Raw genomic sequence first — 19,269 nt, 5'->3', positions numbered from 1 at the left:
TGTCAGTGCGCCGCGCGGTGGCCGGGGCCACCGTCCCGGCGCCCGTCGACGGCGTCGCCGGCCGGCCGGGGCTCGGCCACGCCGGTGACCTGTGCCCGTCCGGTGGCCACCGGACGGGGACCGTCGGACACGCCCCGCGGCGCCAGCGGGCGGCCCAGGGCCGAGTCGGCCGGCATCCGGCCGCCGGCGATCACCGGCGTGGACCACCGGGCCACGCCGTCCAGCGGCGAGGGCGGTGCCGGCGTGTCGGCCTCGACCACCATCGGCAGGGTGGCCGGGTGATCCTGGTGCGGCTGCCGCGGCGGCGCCGAGGGCACGTCCCCGGTGCGACCGGCCGGGTCCGGTTCGGATTCGTCGAGCCGGTGGGTTCCCACCGGCTGCGCCTTTTGCGCGAGACGGTTGCCTCCCACCGGCTGCGCCGCCGCGAGCCGGTCCACCGCGGCGGGCGGATCCGCCGCCGCCGGCAGAGCGCTCAGCGCCCGCGGCGCCCTGGCCGAGGCGGCGTCCCGGCCGCGGCGTGCGCCCGGGTACCGCGGCAGCATCGGCCCGGCGGCCCGGAGCGGGTCGACCCGGCCGGCGTCCGCGGCCGGCCGCGGGGACCCCTGATCGATCCTGCCCACGGCGACGGTGCCGACCAGCGGCAGGTTCAGCCGGCGCAGCAGCGCCGCGGCCCGCACCGCCCCGGCCGGGTCCGTCCGGCGCGCCGAGACCACCAGCAGCACCCCGTCGACGTGCTCGGCCAGGGCCGCGGTGTCGCAACTGGCCAGCACCGGTGGTGCGTGGACGATGACGCAGTCCGCCCGGCCGGCCGCGGTGTCCAGCAGCCGGCCCAGTTCCCGCGCCTGCTCGCGGCTCAGGCTCGGCGCCGGTTCGGTCGGCAGGACGGTGAGCGTCGGCAGGTCGGGCTGCTGGCCCGGGGGGCGCCCGGTGGCCAGCAACTGTTGCCAGGTGGCCGAGGTCTCCGGGAAGTGTCCCGACAGGACGGGGTCGCGGACCGCGGCGTCGGCGATGGTGACCCGCTGGCCCTCGCGGGCCATCGCGAGGCCCAGCAGCGCGCTCAGCAGCGCGGCGCCGTCGTCGTCGTGCACGCCCATCACCAGCAGCCGGCGCCCGGACCCGGCGGCGAGCAGGCTCAGCGCCGAGATCGTGGCGCGGGTGGCCGCCGCGACCTCGCCGCGGTCCAGCAGCGCCGGCGCGTGGTGCCGGTCGAACCGCTTGGGCAGGTCCGGGAGGATGCCGACGACGGGCAACCCGAGCCGCGCCTCCAGCCCCGCCACATCCCGGATGCGGCCGTCGAACCGGTCCCGCAGCAGCATGGCGCCCCAACCCGCGAGCAGGCCGACGAGCGCGCCCAGCGCGCCGTTGAGCGGCGGCTTCGGAAAGTCGGGCCGGGACGGCGGGTTGGCGGTGTCCAACACCCGGGTGGTCACCGGTGTGTCGCCGCCGATCTCCAGCCGGCCCAACTGCTCGCCCAGCGCCCGGCTGGCGGCGTTGGCGATGGCCGCCGCCCGATCCGCCGAGCCGGCGTCGCTGCGCACCGTGACGATCTGCAGGCCGGGCTCGGACGAGCCGTGCACGTTGCCGATGACCGCCGACTCGGGCAGCCCGAGTTGCCGGGCGGTGGCGCTTGCCACCTCCCGCGAGCCGGCCAGCCGGGCGACGGTGGGCGCCAGGTTCTGCGCGAGGGCGAGGCTCACGTCGGCCGACCGGTCGCGCGGGGCGTCGGCCATCACGAGCACCGACGCCTGCGCCTCGTACCGGGCCGGCAACAGCGGCGTGACGGCCTGTGCGGCGGCCAGGCCGGCGGCCAGGCCGAGCAGCGGCAGTGCGGTGCGCCGCCAGGCGGCGGCCGCCAGCACACGCAGATCGACGGTACGCATCAGTTCGTCACCTTCCGGTTGGTGCCGACCCCCGCGGTCGGACGGGACGCTGCCGGGTCGGACCCTGCGGTCCGCTCCTCGTGCAGCCGCTGCCAGATGTCACAGAGCTGATCGGCGATCCGCTCCCAGGCGAACTCGCCGGCCACCCGGCGCAGTCCGTTGGCGGCCAGTTGCCGGGCCGTCGAGGGCTGGTCGCGCACCCGGGTGAGCCGCTCGGCGAACGCCGACACGTCCCCGGCCGGGAACGTCAACCCGGCGTCGCCGATGACGTACGGGATCTCCCCGACGTCGCTGCCGAGCACCGGCAGCCCGCAGGCCATCGCCTCCACCAGGACCCGGCCGAACTGTTCCCGCAGCGGGATGCCGACCCAGGGCAGGACGTTGCGCTGGGTGATCTCCCGGGCCGGCAGTGCCAGCGCGTCCGCCCGGCCCAGCAGGGCGGGCAGGTCGGCGTGGCCGGTCCAGCCGTACCGCCGGATGCGGCCCGGTCGGCTGCGGGCCGCCCGGTCGATCTCGGCGGCCAGGCTGCCGTCGCCGACCAGCAGTACGTCGCAGTCGGCGAGTTCGGCGGCGCGCAGCAGGTCCGGGATCCCCTTGTGCGGCTCGAAGCGGCCCACGAAGCCCACGGTGAACCGACCCGGGGTGCCGGCCCCGGCACCGACACCGACACCGACACCGACCCCGGCATCGGCATCGGCATCGGCCCCGGCATCCGGGCGGAACGTGCGGGTGTCCACACCGAGCGGAACGATCGTCGTGGCGCCCCGGTAGCCCTTGGCGCGCAGCACCTGCCGGGCGGCCGGGGTGATCGGCAGGATCATGTCCACGGCGCGGTAGGCACGCCGCTCCAGCAGCGGGAACGGCATCGGGAACCGGGTCACGACGTTCTGCGCGGCGTACAGCGTGGTCGCCGCCCGCGGCCAGTGCCGCCGGCGGCTGCGCAGCACCTGCCAGGTCGACAGGTAGGCGGCCTCGCCGATGACGTGCACGATGTCCGGCGGCGACGCCACCGGCGGACCGGACCGGCCGTCCAGCCGGAACATGACCGAGGCCATGTGGCCGGTCAGCCGCTCGCCCAGCCGGTGCGGCAGCACCTCGGCCCGGAAGTCGGGATGCCGGCGGCCCAGCCGGGCCAACTCCCGGCCGGTGGTCGGCGACACGTCGGCGGCGAGCACGGTGAGACGGAGTCCGGGTCGTTCGCAGAGAACGTCGAACAGGTCGGTCCAGTGTTCGCTGCGCGCACCGACCACCGTGATCAGAACGTGCATGACTCGTTTCCTCCGCTGTGCAGTCGGGTGACCGCGATGCGGCCGACCCGGGCCCAGGCCCGCATCCGGGCGGTGCCGGCCCGCGGTTGCAGCAACATCCGTACGGCGGCCAGGGCGACGCCCAGCAGCGCCCGGGCCAGCACCACGGCCCGCACGGCCCGTCGGGACCGCGGCCGGTGGCGGTGGAAGAACAGCAGCATGCTGCGGTAGAGGTGCGGCCAGATCCAGGCCGGGTCGCTGCTGCTCCCGCCGCCGGAGTGGACCGCGGCCACCGACGGCACGTACAGCACCTCGGCTCCGCGCCGGCGGGCCTGCAGGCACAGTTCCTCGTCCTCGTAGTACAGGAAGTACGCCTCGTCCAACCCGCCGACGGCGGTGAACAGGCTGGTCCGCACGGCCAGGCAGGCGCCGGAGACCCAGTCCACCGGCGTCGGCCGGGCGCCCCGCAGGCAGGCGGCGTACGCCCGGCGGCGCTGCCCTCCGGCGAGCCACCGGCGCAGCGCCACCGGTACCAGCGTCCCGCCGAAGCGGCTCGCCACGACCGTGCGCAACGTCTCGAACGGGTGCGCGCTGACCGCCACCCGACCCTGCGCGTCCAGCAGCCGGGGGCCGGCGATGCCGACCTCCGGACGGTTGGCCACCACCTCGACGAGCGTCCGGGCGGTCTCCGGCGGGACCACACAGTCGGGGTTGACCAGCAGGAGCACCGCGCTGCGCACGCCGTACGCGGCCCGGTTGACCGCGACGGCGAAGCCGGCGTTTCCGTGCCCGGTCAGGACGGTGACCTCGGGGAAGTGCGACCGGGCCAGCTCGACGGTGCGGTCGGTGGAGCCGTTGTCGACAAGCCGTACCGGCAGCCCTGCCTGCCGGAGCGCCGCCAGGGCGGCCAGGATCTGCCGGCCGGAGTTGTGGGTGACGACGATCGCCGTCGCGTCGGGCACGGCCATCAGCACGTCACCGCCGGGATCCGGACGGGCGCGCCGGACCGGCGGTGCCGGGGCGGGGGCGGGCCGTGCCGCTCCGGCGGCGCCTGGTCCGACGGCGGCCGGTGCGGGGTGGACAGCAGCACCAGGGCGGGCAGCAGGCCCAGTTCCCAGTGCCCGTCGGTGGGCGCGGCGAACATCGCCGCGCCGAGGAACCCGCAGCACAGCGCCGCGAACGGCAGGGCGAGCCCGTCCCGGTCGGCCAGCCCGGCCCGGATGCCCCGCAGCACCGGCCACAGCACCAGGATCAGCCCCACCAGTCCCACGTTGGCCAGCAGCGTGACGTAGAAGGCGTGGTAGACCGGACCGACGTCGGTGCGGGCGAAGCCGGACAGGTACACGTCGGCGGTGGACTGTCCGAGCCCGGCGCCGAGGATCGGCCACCGGGTGAAGACGTCCAGGCCGACCGTCGACTCCGACGCGCGGTAGCCGGCCGACTGGTGCAGTTCGGCGACGATCTCCCCGGCCCGCTGCGCCACCCCCGGCACGAACGCGAGCAGGACGCCGCCGGCGGCACCGACGGCCGCGGTGGCGGCCAGGCCGGTCCGGACCGCCCGACCGCCGAACACCAGCATGACCAGCAGGGTCGTCCCGGCCGCCAGCCAGATCCCGCGGTACGCGGCGAGCACCACGTCGATCGTGAAGAGTCCGGCGACGAGCACCGCGGCGGCCCGGCGCCAACCCCGGGTCCGCCCGGCGGCCCAGATCAGCGGCGGGGCGGCCAGCAGGGTGAGCAGCCCGCCGTGCCGGCCCGGCGCGGTCATCGACGCGGCCACCAGGACGGCCAGCATGCCGACGTAGAGCAGCCCGGCGGCGACCAACCGGCGCGGGGTGTCGAGGGTGTACGTGGCGAGCAGGAAGTAGATCGGGATGACGGCGATCTGGTAGGCCGCGACGACGACGTCCGCGGGCGGATTGCCGATCGCCAGGCCGGCGCCGGCGGCGACCACGGACAGCCCGGCGACCACCAGCATCGCCCGGTCGGCCGGGGTCCGCCGGCGCCGGCCGCCGAGGTTCAGGCCGCGCCGGACGAGCACGGCGGTGCCGCCGACCGCCAGCAGCGCCAGGTGGATCGCCACGTAGCTGCGGACGTCTCCCCCGCTCACCAGGGCGCCGACCGTCGCGCCGCCGACGATCCCGACCGGCAACACCGTCCAGGGCCACAGCAGGAAGATGCCGAGCAGCACCAGCGCGCCCGTGGCGGCCGGCGCCAGACTGCCGGGCAGCGTCATGGTCAGCGACACGGCGACGCCGAGCGCGGCGCCGGTGAGCGCCACGCCCGCACCGACGGCGGCCCGCGTCACCGGGCGACCTCGGCCAGCAGGGTACGCAGTTGCTCGCCCCGGGCGGTCCAGCTGTTCGCCCGGGCCACCGCGCGCCGCCGGGCGACCTGCGCCGGGATGCTCGCCTCGGCCAGGGCCGCGGCGATCCCGTCGGCGAAGGCGTCCGGGCCGGCGGCGAGCCGGACGACGCCGGCCAGCCCGCGCAACGCCGGCAGCGGGGTGGCCACCACCGGCTTGCCGAGGGCCAGGTACTCGTAGCACTTCTTCGGGTGGACGTAGTCCACCAGCCCGCCGATCCGGTACGGGATGACGGTGACGTCGCAGGCGCGCAGCATCCCGGGCAGTTCGGCGTACGGCACCGGCCCGGCCAGCCGCACGTTGGTCAGCCCGGCCAGCGCCGCCCGGCCGGTGCGGGTGCTCGGCCCGATCAGCAGGAACGTCCACTCGGGTCGGCTCCGGGCCACCGCGGCGATCAGCTCGCCGTCGAAGGCCCGGGTGTCCACCGCCCCGCAGTAGCCGATCACCGGCCCGGGCGTCCCGCCCGGGCGGGACGCGGTCGGCCCGTGCGGGGTGAAGTGTTCCGGGTCGCAGGCGTTGGGCAGCACCACGGGCGCCCGCCGGCCGGCGGGCATCCGGGCCGGCAACGCCGTGGAGGAGGCCAGCACCAGATCGGCCGCGGCCACCGCCCGGGTGAGGCTGCGGCGCAGGTGGTTGCGGTTCCACCGGCGGGTGAAGGTCCAGTCCAGGTCGGCCGCGTCGTAGACGACGGCGGCGGTGTCGAGCAGGACCGCGCAGGGCGCGGCCAGATCCTCGTCGAGCCAGACCAGGCGCACGGTCCCGGCCTCGCGGTCCAGCCAGCGTCGCAGCGACGCCACGGCCACCCGCCGGTTGGCGGCGTTGGCCGGCGGCAGGTGCCGGCCGAAGGGAGCCACGGTCGGCAGCACGGCGCGCCAGATGCGCCGCTCCACCGGGCGGATGCTGGCCCGCGAGCGGATCCGGTGTCCCGGCGGGTCGACGAAGACCACCCGGTACGCGGTGGCGAGCTGCCGGGCCAGGGCGTGCTGCCGGTGGGCGCCGCCCGGCCAGGGCGTGCCGCTGAAGAAGACCACCCAGTCGGCGGTGCCGGCCGGGGCGCCGTACCCCTCGGTCCGTACGGCCGCGCCGGTCACCTCGGTCATGCCGCCCCCCGCGCGGTGACCCGGTCCCGCCGGCCGCCCACCGGGCCGGGCCGGCGCCGGGCGTCGCCGTCCGGCAGTGGGCCGACGTCGCCGCGCAGCGCGCCGCGCAGGGCAGCGAGCGGCATCTGGACCTCGCGGCGGCACGCCCGCTTCAGTACGTGGTCGGCCAGCACGACCAGGCGGAAGATCCCGATCCGGTGCCGGGGCTGGGTCAGCCGCAGGTAGCAGACCAGGCCGCCGAGCAGGTGGCGGAAGCGGACCTCGTCGCCCAGCAGCCGGCAGGAGGCGCCCCGGACGTGGGTCACGACGGCGTCCGGGATCATCCACAGCTCGTGGCCGTCCCGTTCCAGTTCTCGGGCGAGGATCGCGTCGTTCCAGTAGACCGGGAACCGCTCGTCGAAGATGCGGTCCGGTTCCAGCACGGCACGGCGCAGCAGCATGCAACTGCCGGAGGCCAGCAGGCGGGGCCGGCTGAAGTCCTCGCCGCGCATCTGGAAGGTGTGCAGCGCCCGCCGGAACCGGGGTATCCGGCGGAGGGCGGTGGTCAGGGCCAGCGCCGCCGGGAAGCTGGGTTGCTGCACGTAGTGCTGCTGGAAGGTGCCGTCGGGATTGAGGTAGCGCGGGCTGACGCCGGCCGCGCCCGGCCGGTCGCGCAGGAATCCGACCATCCGCGACAGCGCGCCCGGGTGGACCACCACGTCGCTGTTGAGCAGCAGGATCAGCTCGCCCCGGGCCAGCCGGTACGCCTGGTTGACCGCGGCGGCGAAGCCGACGTTGAACCCGTTGCGGATCAGCCGTACCCGGGGCCAGCCGGCGAGCAGGTCGGCCGACCCGTCGCGGGAGGCGTTGTCCACGGCCACCACCTCGTAGTCCAGGTCGGCGGCGGTCTGCGCCAGCGACTCCAGGCAGCGGCGGGTCTGCTCCCGGGTGTTCCAGCTGATCAGCAGGATGGACAGGGTCGGACCCGGCGGTCGCACCGCCGGTCGCGGGCGCGGGTGGGCGCCGGTCGTCGGGTCGCCGGTCCTCGGGTCGCCGCCGACCCGTGCCGACGGCACCGGGCCGCGCGCTTCGTCATCACGGTGGCTCATCGGTCACTCCGTCCGGACGTCGGTCTGCGGGCGATCACCCGCAGCAGGTCCGCTCGCCACGGATGGGTCAACCGGGGCGAGCGCATGCTGATCAGGTCGGGCGGCAGCACCTGGCGCGCGTGCCGGAGGCGGTAGCGCAGCGGCATGTAGTACCGGAACACCGCCGTGTCCCGCCGGACGACGTCGAAGCCGGAGCCGACCAGCAGCTTCGTCAACGACTCCGGGGTGAAGTGCCAGCGGTGGTACTCCGGTTGCAGGCCGGGCCACTGCCGCCCGAACCGCTGGGCGGCCACCGAGGCGATGTTCGGCACCTCCAGTGCCAACCATCCGCCGGGGGCCAGCACCTGACGCGCCGTCTGCAGGAGCAGCCGCGGGTCGTCCACGTGTTCCAGGACGTGGAAGGCGCAGACCACGTCGGCACGCAGCGTCGCCGCCACCTGTTCGAAGCGGCCCTGCAGGACCGGCACCCCGAGCCGCTCGGTGGCGAAGTTCGCGGCCGTCCGGGACAGCTCCACACCGGTCACCGCGAAGCCGGCGTCACGCGCGGCCTCCAGGAAGTACCCGCCGGCGCACCCCGCCTCCACCAGCGTCGAGGGCCGGACCAGGCCGGAGAGCCAGCGCAGCCGCCGGGCGGCCTCGAACCGTCGGGGCGCCGGCTGGAAGTAGTCCTCGTAGCCGCCGCCGGTGAAGTACTCCGACTCGTACCGCACCGGCGCGGTGTCCGGATCCGACACGGTCCAGCCGAAACCGCAACGGTCGCACCGGTGCACGACGCCGTCCAGTTCGGCCCGGTGGGGTAGATCGCTGCCGCAACTGAGGCAGGTCGTGGAAAGGGTTCCGGAACTCATCGGTGTGCTCCCGTGGATGCGACGACGCGGGCCCGGCCGGCCAGTGCCCGCAGCCGGGCCCGGTCGTCGGCGCGGAGATACCCGCAGGAGACGAGCAGCGCGACGGCCAGCCCGACGGTCAGGCCGGCGCGGGTGGTGACGGCGAGCGCCGCGGACAGGCGCCCCGGCCCGTCCGGCAGGGGCAGGACCGCGGCGAGCAGGGCCGTGCTGGCGCCGGCCGCGACCGAGACGGCGACCGGCGGCCAGAGCACCCGCAGCACGGGGCGCACCGGCCGCCGGGTCGCGCGGTGGAAGTGCAGCAGGAAGTACCCGGTGGCCACGGCCACGGACAGCGACGTCGCGGCCGGCACCCCGAGCGGGCCGGCCAGCATCAGCAGCGGCACGGTCAGCGCGAGGTTCAGGCCGACCGACATCAGCACGTACCCGGTTTCCAGCCCCGGACGGCCCTCGACCCGGGCGACGACGGTCGCGGCGCCCATGATCAGGTTCGCCGCGTACGCGGGGGCGAGGATCACGATGGTCGCCCCGGCCCAGGGCAGTGGGCGGCCCAGCCACAACCGCACGAGCGGTTCGGCGCCGACCATCAGCGCCGCCGCGGCCGGGGCCAGCACGGTGGCCAGGCAGCGCACCGCGGTCAGGTAGAACGTGTCCAGCCAGGCCCGGCCCTCGGTGGCGGCCCGCCGGACGGCCGTGGGAAACAGCACCAGCAGGCCCAGGCTGGGCGGCAGCCGCAACAGGTTGAGCAGCCGGGTGCCGAGATCGACGTCGCCGGCCACGGTCGGCCCGAAGAACCCGCCCAGCACCAGCCGGTCCAGCTCCACGTTGACCGCGGCGGACCCGTTGGAGGCCTGCACCCGCAGCCCGTATCCGCCCACCCGACGCAGGTCGCGCCCGGCCAGCCGGCCGAGGCGGGGGTCAGGTGCCGGTACCACCGCTCGGCCATGCCGGCGAGCACGAGCGCCCGGATCACGCCGGTGGCCGCGGTGCTGGCGGCCAGCCCGACGATCCCGCCGCCGAGGCGGACCGCGACGATCGCCAGAACGGCGCCGACCACGGCGGTGACGGCGGTCACCAGCGCCAGCGCGCCGTAGCGTTGGACCCCCTCCAGCACGGCCCGCCAGGGCAGTTCCACACCGCCGGCGACCACGCCGAGCAGCAGCCACAGGGTGGCGTGCCAGGCGTCGCGGGTCAGCTCGCCCAGCCGCAGCAGTTGCGCGATCCACGGCCAACCCACGGCGAAGGCGCCGGAGACGAGCGTGCCCAGCACCAGCCCCCAGGCCAGCCCCAGGCCGAGCAGCCGGCGGATCACCCGGGACGGCGCGGTGTCGGTCGGTACGGCCGCCACCTCGCGGACGAGGGCGGCGCCGAGGCCGAGGTCCAACAGCGTGGCGATCGCGAACAGCCCGGTCAGCAGCACCCAGACGCCGAACGCCGCCGGGCCGAGGTGCTGGTAGACGACGGGCATGGCGACCAGGCCGGTCAGCGCCACCACGATCCGGGCGCCCAGCATGCTCAGCGTGTTGCGGACCAGCCGTCCGCCGTCGGTGCCGGTCGCGCTAGCCACGGGGGAACCCCCGGACGAGTTCCAGCGCGGTCAGCGCCAGCAGGGTCAGGTCCATCCGCAGCGACCGGCAGTTCAGGTAGAGCAGATCGCAGCGAAGCTTCTCCTCCACGGTGGCCGCGTAGCCGCCGGTGAGTTGGGCGAGGCCGGTGAGACCGGGTCGAATCAGGTGTCGCAGGTCGTAGTGCGGCAGTTGCCGGAACCCGGTGATGAACTCGGGCCGCTCCGGCCGGGGACCGACCAGGCTCATCTCGCCGCGCACGACGTTCCACAGTTGCGGGAGTTCGTCCAGCCGGGTGCGACGCAGGAACCCGCCGATCCGGGTGATCCGGGCGTCCCCCGGCTGGGCGAGCACCGGTCCGCTGTCCCGTTCCGCGCCGGGCCGCATGGTGCGGAACTTGATCATGTGGAAGTGGTGACCGCCCGCCCCGACGCGCCGCTGGCGGTAGAACGGCGGACCGGTGAACGACACGGCGATCGCGATGCTGGCCACCAGCGGAAGCACCAGCACCGCGCTGAGCGCGACGATGCCGAGATCGATCGCCCGCTTGACCCGCTCGCCGGTGCGGCGACCCTGCCCCGACCTGAGTCTGATCCACGGCAGCCCGCCGAACCGGCGCAGGCTCGGCGTGGGCAGCAGGCCGTAGGCGGGCCGGGCCAGCACGAAGATCTCCACCCCGAACTGCCGGCACACGGCCACGGTCGAGGCGTCGACGCTTTCCAGCGAGTCCTTGAGCAGCAACAGTTGGGGGCGCAGCCGCCGCAGCGCGGCGGCCAGGCGTTCGCCCCCGGTGTCGGCGGGCAGCCGCAGGACGACGTCGAACTCCGCGTCGAGCCGGTCGCGGTCGGTCGCCGAACCCGGCGCCGGCTCCACCACCACGGCACGGTGCCGGGCCGGGATCCCCGACTGCCGGCCGGGGGTACGCCGGGCGTTGCCGGACCGGGTGATGCCCGCCGGTCGGCAGTCCTCGTGTCCCGCCGTGCCCGCCGATCGCCGGTCGGCCGGAACGCTGATCGGTGATCGCCCCACCTGATCGCACCTCCCTCACCTCTGCCTGCATGGACAGGAAGCCTGTTGAGCACTATGGAGCATTAATGGGCAGAAAAACCTATTTTTAGCGAAAGAAAAGCTTGCTCATCTATATGGGTTTACGTCCCTTTCGTGCTGGTTCGCCTGATACTCCTGCTTGATGTAGCGGGATCGGGCGACCACTCCGCCGATACCGGCCGAAAAGCAACCTGTGTCAAGGAGTTCACGATGGACATGACGTCCACCCAGACCGGGGCGACCGCGCCCGCCACCTCGGCCCCGAACCGCGTACTCGTGACCGGTGGTGCCGGCTTCATCGGCAGCAACGTCGTCGCCCGGCTCATGCTGATGGGCATTCACGTCAAGGTGTTGGACGACTTCTCCACCGGCCGGGTGGAGAACCTCGCGGACGCCGCGTACGGCGGTCTGTCCCAGTCGGACGTCCTGAAGGGCGACATCCGCACCGCCGAGGCGATGGAGGTGATCCACGACTGGGAGCCGGACGTGGTGGTGCATCTCGCGGCGCAGGGCAGCCTGCCCGCGGCCCAGGAGTCGCCGCTGTTCGACGCCGACGTCAACATCTTCGGGACCATCAACGTGATCGACGCCTGCGTGCGCAGCGGGGTCCGGCTCTTCGTCCACGCGGCCAGCAGCGCCATCTACGGCAGCGTGCCGGCGGACAGCCTGCCGCTGCGCGAGAACCGTCCGCTGGCGGTGACGACGCCGTACGGGATCAGCAAGGCGGTCGGGGTCTGCTACCTGGACTGGTACCGGCGGGAGCACGACCTGGCCTACACCGCCCTGGCCTTCGGCAACGTCTACGGCCCGCCCCCGGCGGGCGGGGGCGGCGGGTCCGGCGTGGTCGGCCGGATGCTGGAGGCGCTGCTGGACGGGCGACCGCCGACGATCCACGGTGACGGCCGGCAGACCCGCGACTTCGTGCACATCACGGACGTGGCCGACGCGGTGGCCCGGGCCTGCCACCACCCGGGTGCCGGGCTGCTCAACATCGCGACCGGCCGGCAGACCAGCGTCAACGACGTCTTCCGGCTGCTGCGCTCGACGGTCGGCGTCGACATCGACGCGCACCACGTGCCGCACCCGGACCCCCAGGAGGCGCGCCGGATGGCGCTGGACGGCAGCAAGGCGCTCGCGCAGCTCGGCTGGCGCCCCACCCTCGGGGTGGCCGAGGGGATACAACTGACCGCCCGGGAGGCGCGGCGACGCAGAGGCGGGGCGACGCAGCGCGGACACCAGCCCCGCCAGCCACAGACGGCCGAGCCCGCGCCGGCGGCGGCGAGCGCCGCCCGCTGACGGGGGCACTGAGGCGATACCTCCCCACTTTATGTGATCTGGGTGCAAGCATCCTGGTGCCCGATATGCTCCTTTTATAGGTAGAAGTACCGACTAGCGGCGAGGGGTGATGGCGATGTACGGGGGTCCGCCGAAAGGCCCGTGGGTCAGCGGAGGACTGGCCACCACAGGGGTAGCGGTCCATTCCTGGCTGCTCGTGGGGATAGGCCTGATCATGCTCGGAGCGTTCCTCTGGGTCGCCACCCTGGGCCGCCGACCGCGATGAACACAGGATCGACGGTCCGCTCGACGCTGGGCTGGCTGCGGGTGTCGCTCGGTGCCGTCTCCGGCGTCGCCGTGGGCGCGGCGCTGCTGCGCTGGTGGCACGCCGTGGCGGTCGTGGAGGCAGGGCTGAACGCGCGACTGGTGTCCGCGACCGGCCTTGCCCACACCACCGCCGTGGGCGCCGCGGTGATCTTCCCGCTCGACCACCGCTGGGTCGGCTTCCTGGTGTCCACCGGCTGTTCGGTCGCCCTCCTGCTGGTCCCGCCGTTCGTCCTCGCCGGACTGCTGGTCGGCTTCCGGCGGATCACGGTCCCCCGGGCCGTGATCGCGGTGGCCCTGGCGGTCGGCCTGCTCGTGGTCGTCAACCAGATCCGGCTCACCGCCGTCGTCCTGTCGATGCAGATCTGGGGCTTCGAGGTCGGCTACGAACGGAGCCACGTGCTGATCGGCTCCGTGATCAGCACGATCGGGCTGATCGCCGTCACCGTCGTCTTCCTTCTCCTCGTCGGACGCGGGGACCGGTCGAGGAGGGCACGCGGTGCCCATTGAGATCCAGTCGCTCGCCGTCCTGAACACCGCGGCGTTCCTGCTCTGCGTCTACTTCTGCGCCTACGTGCTGAGCATCCTGGTGCTGCACCTGCGCACGCAGCGCTCCACCGGCGGCGACCACACCCGCTTCGACTGGCACGTCGTCATTCCGTGCCGCAACGAGAGCAGCGTCATCGCCGGCACCCTGCACCGGCTGCTCCGCGACCTGCCCGAGGTCACGGTCTGGTGCGTCGACGACGCATCCGAGGACGGCACCGGCGCGATCCTGCACTCGTTCGCCGCCGATCCCCGGGTCCGGATCGTGTCCCGGCGGCTGCCGGACGCGATGCAGGGCAAGGGGGCCGCGCTCAACGCCGCCTGGCAGGCGATCGAATCCCGGCTGCCGGCCCAGACCGATCCCGAACGCATCATCGTCGGCGTCCTGGACGCCGACAGCTACCTGGACCCCCGCTGCCGTGCCGCGCTCGCCGGCCCCCGCTACTTCGGATCCGCGGACGTGGCCGCCGTACAGGTCGAGGTCCGGATGATGCAGTGCGCCCGGCCCAGCACCGGTCTCGGGCGGCTGTCCCGGCTGCTGGTCCGGCTGCAGGACATGGAGTTCCGGGCACCGATCGCCGCCATGCAGTCCCTGCGCCGGCGCACCGCCAGCGTCGCCATGGGCGGCAACGGCCAGTTCACCCGCGCGTCCCTGCTGAAGCAACTCGCCGCCGCGCACGGCACCCCGTGGCACGGCGCGCTGCTGGAGGACTTCGAACTCGGCCTGCACATCCTGCTCCAGGGCAGCCGCACCGAGTACTGCCCCGAGACCTGGGTCGCCCAGGAGGCGCTGACCCGGGTCCGGCCGCTCATCCGGCAACGCGCCCGCTGGGCGCAGGGCTCGATGCAGTGTGCCCGCTACCTGGGCGCCGTCCTGCACTCCCGGCGCATCGGCAACTCCGCCACCCTGGAGATCGCACACTTCCTCGCCGCCCCCTGGTTCCAGCTCATCGGCACCCCGATCTACCTCGGCTGTCTGGCCGTCCTCGGCTGGTACGTCGCCCGCACTCCCGACGGCCTCCTCGGCTGGTGGACCGCGGGCGGCTGGGGGTGATCCCGCTGGTGGCGGTCTTCGGCGTCCTTCCCTTCTCGGTCTGGGGACTGGTCTACCGCAACCGCTGCGAGCCGCACCTGTCCATGGGCGCGGCGGTGAGCCTGGGCGTCGGTCACTGGTTCTACAGCTATCTGCAGTCGGTGGCCGTCTGGGTCGCCTTCGGCCGGCTGCTCGCGTCCCGGTCCGAGTGGCAGAAGACCGACCGGGTGGGCGACCAGACCCGGCGTCCCGGCCGCGCCCGCGGCGCAACGAACCCGGCCCGGCCGACCGGCGCCGCCACCCTCGACGACGCCCCTCCCAGCGGTGCCCCCACGGGCCCGCATCCCCCCGTGCAGTCCACCCCGGCGAACCATCCCAACATCGCCACGAAGCACGGAAAGAGAGATCTCACATGCACAAGCTAGGATCGGGCCTCGCCCGGACCGCCGCGGCAATCGCCGGCGGCCTGACGATGGCCCTGGTCATCGCCTCGCCGGCGCTGGCCGACACGTCACAGGCCAGCGCCTCGGCGTTGCAGATCAGCCTGGTCGGAGGCGGTCTGGCAAGCTCCGGAACGGCCACCGCCACCAACGACGGCACGACCGAGTCCATCTCCGGGGACACCAACCCGCCGCTGTCCGTACTCGGCGGCCAGACCGTCATCACGGCGGGCGTCCTGGGCCAGTACGTCCGCGCCTTCAACGACGGGACGTCCGCGGCCTGCGCCGGGGTGCTCGGCAGCGCCGGCACCTTCACCATCGGCTCCGGTGGCGACTGCACCGTGACCCCCGGCGCCGAGGTGACCCTCACGCTGGGCACCAACGGGCTGGCCACCATCACCCTCGTCGCCGACGCCCTCTACGCGTCCTGCACGGCGACGAGCAGCCCGTCCGCGACCGGCTCGGCGAGCCTGGTCAACGCGCGGATCGTGTCCACGATCCTCGGCGTACCCACGACCCTGCTCTCGCTGCCGGCCAACCCGGCACCCAACACCGGGTTGAGCGTGCCCGGAGTGCTGAGCCTGACCCTCAACGAGCAGTCCAGCTCCACGCCCGGGGAGCTCAGCGTCACCGCCCTGGACATCTCGGCGCTCGGCGGAACGCTCGCCTCCGTCGAGATCGGTGCGGTCGACTGCGGGCCCAACGCCGTGGCGCCCCCGGTGCCGGCGATCCCGCTCGCCGGAGCCCCGATCGCCCTCGGCCTCGGCGCGATCATCGCCGGGACGGGCGGGCTCGTCCTGCACCGCCGCCGGCAGACGGTGCGGGGCTGAGTGATGGGTCGTGACAGAGTGGTGCCACAAGAGATCATGGTCCTGGCCGGAACCCGACCCGAGGGGGTCAAGGTTGCGCCGATCGTGCGGCTGCTCTGTCACGACCCACGCCTGACCACGTCGGTTGTCGACTCCGGTCAGCAGCCCGGACGGGTCGCCGAGGCACTGGCCCCGTTCGGGCTGCACACCGACGTCACCCTGACACCCACCCGCCGCACCGGGGCGCTGGCCGAACTCGCCGCCGAGCTGATCCAGGCGGTCGACGGCCAGCTCACCCGCCGCCGCCCGGACGCCGTGGTGGTACACGGCGACACCACCACCGCGCTGGTCGGTGCGGTCACGGCATTCTGGCACCGGATACCGGTCGTCCACCTCGAAGCCGGGCTGCGCAGCCACGACGTCCACCAACCCTTCCCGGAGGAGGCCAACCGGGCGATGATCGCCCGGTTGGCGTCCCTGCACCTGGCCCCCACCCGGACCGCCCGGGACAACCTGTGCGCCGAGGCGGTGCCCGCCGAACGCGTCGTCGTGACCGGCAACACGGTCGTCGACGCCGTACAGCTCCTGCTCCGGGACGGCCTGGCCCGCACGCCGCACTGGGTCGACCCGCACCGTCACCTCGTGGTGGCCACCATGCACCGCCGGGAGAACTGGGGCGCCGGGATCGCGCGGGTCCTCGACGCGTTGGGCGACGTGCTCACCCGCCGGCCCGACGTCGAACTCGCGCTCATCACCCACCCCAACCCGCGGCTGGCCGAGCAGGTCCGGACCCGGTTCGCCGACGCGCCCCAGGTCCGGCTGCTCGCCCCCGTCACGTACCCCGAAATGATCGGGCTGCTGCGCGCCGCGCGGGTGGTGGTCACCGACTCCGGCGGCCTCCAGGAGGAGGCCGCCAGCCTCGGCGTGCCGCTCGTCGTCACCCGGGCCGCCACCGAACGGCCGGAGATCATCCACCATCGCCTCGGCGACCTCGTCGGCACCGATCCACAGCGGATCGTGGACGCCGTGCTGCGCCGGCTGGACCAGCCCGCACCGACCGCGGGACGGCTGGTCTTCGGCGACGGCCACGCCGCTGAGCGCTGCGTACGCGCCATCGGCACGCTGCTGGGCCTGCCCGCTACGCCGCACCCGGTCTCCCCGCGGCGGGGCGGCTCCCCCGGCGTCGGCCACCCGTCGCATCCGGACCCGCGGGCCGCCCAGCGGGTACCCGACCGGTCCACCGTCGGTGAGGGCGGACCCGACGCCCGGGACGCCCCGCCCGGCTGAGCCCCACCACCGACGGCGGTCATCCTTCGCCAGGGCGGACCCACCGGCGCAGGGCCGCGGCCCTGCTACGGTCACCGCATGATCCAGCTTCGCCCCGCCCGCCCCGTCGATGCCGGGGCCATTGCCGAGGTGTGGGCGGCCGGTTGGCGCGACGGACACCTCGGGCACGTACCGGAGGAACTGGTCGCCGCCCGTACGCCGGAATCGTTCCGGCCCCGGGCGGCCGATCGGATCGACAGCACCACGGTCGCCGAGGTCGACGGCGCGCTGGCGGGTTTCGTCACGGTCGTCGCCGACGAGGTGGAACAGGTGTACGTGGCGGCGGCGCACCGCGGCAGCGGCCTCGCGGGCCGGCTGCTCGCCGAGGCGGAGCACCAGGTCGCCGGGGCCGGGCACGGCGGGGCGTGGCTGGCGGTGGTGGCGGGCAACGCCCGAGCACGCCGCTTCTACGAGACCTCCGGTTGGCGTGATGACGGCCCGTACGACTACGCCGCCGAACACGACGGCGCGACGATCACCGTGCCCTGCCGCCGCTACCGCAAGGAACTTCCGGCGCAGCCCTGATCACGGGCAGCCCCGCCCGGCTCCCGCGCCGGCCGCGCCGCGTTACGGCTTGCGGCCCAGGCCGGCGCCGATGATCTTCCCGGCGAAGCTCATCGGCTCGGGTACGACGTCACCCGGGTCCGGACGCCAGAGCGGGTTGTAGACGACCCCCGGCTCCAGCAGCTCCATGCCGTCGAAGAAGCCGCGGACCTCGTCGAAGCTGCGGAACCGTCCGCTGCCCAGGTCGGTGAGCAGCACCCGCTCGATCTCGGCGGTCTCCTCGCCACCGTCGATGAAGTGGGTGATGAACACGAAGCTGCCGGACGGAATCGCCTCCAGGTAGCGAGCGACCAGCTCGGCGGGACGCTGCGCGTCGTCGAGGTGGTGCAGTACGGCCACCATCAGCAGCCCGACCGGCCGGTCGAAGTCGATCAGGGCGCGCAGGTCCCGGTTGTTCAGCACCTCGTCGGGATCGCAGAAGTCGGCCGTGATGACCGTGGTGTTCCCGTTCTCTGCCAACAGGGCGCGACCGTGCACCAGCACCATGGGGTCGTTGTCGACGTAGACCACCTTGGCCTCTGGGTTTTCGCGCTGCGCGACCTCGTGCGTGTTCTGCACCGTCGGCAGCCCGGCGCCGAGGTCGATGAACTGGTCGATGCCCTGGCTGATCATGTGGCGGACGCCGCGCCCCAGCACGGCCCGGTTGTAGATCGGCACGTTGGCCCCGCCGGGAGTCAGCTTCATGAGCTGGTCGGCGATGGCCCGGTCGACAGCGAAGTTGTCCTTGCCGCCCAGCAGCGCGTCGTAGACCCGCGCCACGCTCGGCACATTGGCGTCGACACCCACCGGCGCCTTCCGCTTCGGACTCTGCGCGTCGTCGACGGGTTCGGCAACGTGATCCACTGTGTACTCCAGGGTCAGGAGGCTGGCGGAAGCACAGCGTACCCGCCGCACGCGAGGCCGCCGATCCGGTACCACACGCCACCAACCGCACCCACCCGGCATCATCCAGAACCAGCCGCCCCCTCAGCGAGCGAGGCGGGCCAGGAGTCCATGCCGGGGTGCCAGCAGACAGGCCGCCAGGAAGACGACGGCGAGCGTCAACACGATCGTGCCGCCGGTCGGCAGGTCCCAGGACCAGGAGAGGTACAGGCCCACCAGCGCCCCCGCCGCGCCGATCGACGGCGCCAGCCACATCATCACCGCGAGCCGTTCGGTGAGCAGCCGGGCGGTCGACGCCGGGGTCACCAGCAGCGCGAGCACCAGGACGTTGCCGATGGTCTGCACCGCCATCACCACCGCGAGCGTGACCAGCACGTACAGCGCGACGTCGAGCCAGAAGACCCGCAGCCCCAGCGCCCGGGCCGTCTCCCGGTCCAGGCTGACCGTGACGAACCCCCGGTGCAGCAGAAACGTCGTCAGCATCAGCAACACGCCGGTACCGGCGACCACGTACAGGTCGCTGTCCGGGATCCCGGTGATCGAGCCGAACAGGAACTGTTGCAGCGATCCCGCGTAGCCGGGTGCCCGCGAGATGACCACGATGCCCACGGCGAAGGCGGCGACGAAGAAGATCCCGATGACCGAGTCCTCCCGGAGCCGGCGGTTCTGCGAGACGACCGCGATCAGCAGCGCGGTCAGCACGCCGGCGACCGTGCCGCCGAGCACCAGGCTGCCGGAGAGGACGAACGCCACGGCAAGTCCGGGGAACACCGCGTGCGCGACGGCGTCGCCGATGAAGGCCATCCCGCGCAGGACGACGTAGCAGCCGATCACGCCGCACATGATCGCGGACATCGTCGCGACGGCGAGCGCCTTCGGCAGGAACGCGAGGTCCGGATTGGCCAGGTCGGCCAGGAAGTCCCAGGGCGACAT

At 74.0% G+C, this 19,269-nt stretch carries 18 protein-coding genes; 7 read left to right on the top strand and 11 right to left on the bottom strand.

Annotated elements, in window-relative coordinates:
• Positions 1–2: 2 nt before the first annotated feature.
• The 9 genes from CIK06_RS12375 to CIK06_RS12330 form a co-directional block, all read right to left on the bottom strand.
• Entirely contained in the window at positions 3–1,880 is a 1,878-nt protein-coding gene (locus CIK06_RS12375) for a hypothetical protein (RefSeq protein WP_095564954.1), read from the bottom strand.
• Complete coding sequence (locus CIK06_RS12370) at positions 1,880–3,148, bottom strand: glycosyltransferase family 4 protein (protein ID WP_095564953.1); 1,269 nt, start codon at positions 3,146–3,148, stop codon at positions 1,880–1,882. Before CIK06_RS12370 ends, CIK06_RS12375 begins: the two co-directional genes overlap by 1 nt.
• On the bottom strand, positions 3,136–4,095 hold the full coding sequence (locus CIK06_RS12365; RefSeq protein ID WP_157756727.1) for a glycosyltransferase family 2 protein: 960 nt from the start codon (positions 4,093–4,095) through the stop codon (positions 3,136–3,138). Before CIK06_RS12365 ends, CIK06_RS12370 begins: the two co-directional genes overlap by 13 nt.
• Entirely contained in the window at positions 4,095–5,435 is a 1,341-nt protein-coding gene (locus tag CIK06_RS12360) for an O-antigen ligase (protein WP_095564951.1), read from the bottom strand. The genes CIK06_RS12365 and CIK06_RS12360 overlap by 1 nt, the downstream gene beginning before the upstream one ends.
• On the bottom strand, positions 5,432–6,592 hold the full coding sequence (locus CIK06_RS12355; RefSeq protein WP_095564950.1) for a glycosyltransferase: 1,161 nt from the start codon (positions 6,590–6,592) through the stop codon (positions 5,432–5,434). Before CIK06_RS12355 ends, CIK06_RS12360 begins: the two co-directional genes overlap by 4 nt.
• Entirely contained in the window at positions 6,589–7,680 is a 1,092-nt protein-coding gene (locus tag CIK06_RS12350) for a glycosyltransferase family 2 protein (RefSeq protein ID WP_095564949.1), read from the bottom strand. Before CIK06_RS12350 ends, CIK06_RS12355 begins: the two co-directional genes overlap by 4 nt.
• Positions 7,677–8,528, bottom strand: coding sequence for a bifunctional 2-polyprenyl-6-hydroxyphenol methylase/3-demethylubiquinol 3-O-methyltransferase UbiG (locus CIK06_RS12345; protein ID WP_095564948.1), 852 nt, complete (start codon positions 8,526–8,528; stop codon positions 7,677–7,679). Before CIK06_RS12345 ends, CIK06_RS12350 begins: the two co-directional genes overlap by 4 nt.
• Before the next feature lie 634 nt (positions 8,529–9,162).
• On the bottom strand, positions 9,163–10,092 hold the full coding sequence (locus tag CIK06_RS30940) for a lipopolysaccharide biosynthesis protein (RefSeq protein ID WP_095564946.1): 930 nt from the start codon (positions 10,090–10,092) through the stop codon (positions 9,163–9,165).
• Positions 10,085–11,119 (bottom strand): sugar transferase, encoded by a 1,035-nt coding sequence (locus CIK06_RS12330; protein ID WP_198348218.1) that lies wholly within the window; start codon positions 11,117–11,119, stop codon positions 10,085–10,087. Before CIK06_RS12330 ends, CIK06_RS30940 begins: the two co-directional genes overlap by 8 nt.
• A 228-nt stretch (positions 11,120–11,347) precedes the next feature.
• Between CIK06_RS12330 and CIK06_RS12325 the strand changes: the two genes are divergently transcribed.
• From CIK06_RS12325 to CIK06_RS12295, 7 genes are all read left to right on the top strand, one after another.
• Entirely contained in the window at positions 11,348–12,433 is a 1,086-nt protein-coding gene (locus tag CIK06_RS12325; RefSeq protein ID WP_095564945.1) for an NAD-dependent epimerase/dehydratase family protein, read from the top strand.
• 261 nt (positions 12,434–12,694) lie between these two features.
• Complete coding sequence (locus CIK06_RS12320; protein WP_095564944.1) at positions 12,695–13,246, top strand: hypothetical protein; 552 nt, start codon at positions 12,695–12,697, stop codon at positions 13,244–13,246.
• Positions 13,236–14,336 (top strand): glycosyltransferase, encoded by a 1,101-nt coding sequence (locus CIK06_RS12315; RefSeq protein WP_095564943.1) that lies wholly within the window; start codon positions 13,236–13,238, stop codon positions 14,334–14,336. Before CIK06_RS12320 ends, CIK06_RS12315 begins: the two co-directional genes overlap by 11 nt.
• On the top strand, positions 14,312–14,740 hold the full coding sequence (locus CIK06_RS12310; RefSeq protein WP_095564942.1) for a hypothetical protein: 429 nt from the start codon (positions 14,312–14,314) through the stop codon (positions 14,738–14,740). The genes CIK06_RS12315 and CIK06_RS12310 overlap by 25 nt, the downstream gene beginning before the upstream one ends.
• Positions 14,728–15,585, top strand: a complete 858-nt coding sequence (locus tag CIK06_RS12305; RefSeq protein ID WP_095564941.1) for a choice-of-anchor P family protein — start codon at positions 14,728–14,730, stop codon at positions 15,583–15,585. Before CIK06_RS12310 ends, CIK06_RS12305 begins: the two co-directional genes overlap by 13 nt.
• An 18-nt stretch (positions 15,586–15,603) precedes the next feature.
• Positions 15,604–16,851 (top strand): non-hydrolyzing UDP-N-acetylglucosamine 2-epimerase, encoded by a 1,248-nt coding sequence (gene wecB / locus CIK06_RS12300; RefSeq protein ID WP_198348217.1) that lies wholly within the window; start codon positions 15,604–15,606, stop codon positions 16,849–16,851.
• 78 nt (positions 16,852–16,929) lie between these two features.
• Positions 16,930–17,415 (top strand): GNAT family N-acetyltransferase, encoded by a 486-nt coding sequence (locus tag CIK06_RS12295; protein WP_095564939.1) that lies wholly within the window; start codon positions 16,930–16,932, stop codon positions 17,413–17,415.
• 42 nt (positions 17,416–17,457) lie between these two features.
• Here the strand turns inward: CIK06_RS12295 and CIK06_RS12290 are convergent, their stop codons facing one another.
• Together CIK06_RS12290 and CIK06_RS12285 are read right to left on the bottom strand one after the other, a co-directional pair.
• The gene (locus CIK06_RS12290; protein WP_095567762.1) at positions 17,458–18,297 is read right to left on the bottom strand and encodes an SAM-dependent methyltransferase; all 840 of its coding nucleotides are present in this window, start codon (positions 18,295–18,297) and stop codon (positions 17,458–17,460) included.
• 123 nt (positions 18,298–18,420) lie between these two features.
• On the bottom strand, positions 18,421–19,269 hold the full coding sequence (locus CIK06_RS12285) for an anchored repeat-type ABC transporter permease subunit (protein ID WP_095564938.1): 849 nt from the start codon (positions 19,267–19,269) through the stop codon (positions 18,421–18,423).

The sequence above is a fragment of the Plantactinospora sp. KBS50 genome (assembly GCF_002285795.1).
Lineage (GTDB): Bacteria > Actinomycetota > Actinomycetes > Mycobacteriales > Micromonosporaceae > KBS50.
The sequence above is the reverse complement of the archived record's forward strand: the minus strand, read 5'-3'. Positions and strand labels throughout refer to the sequence as shown.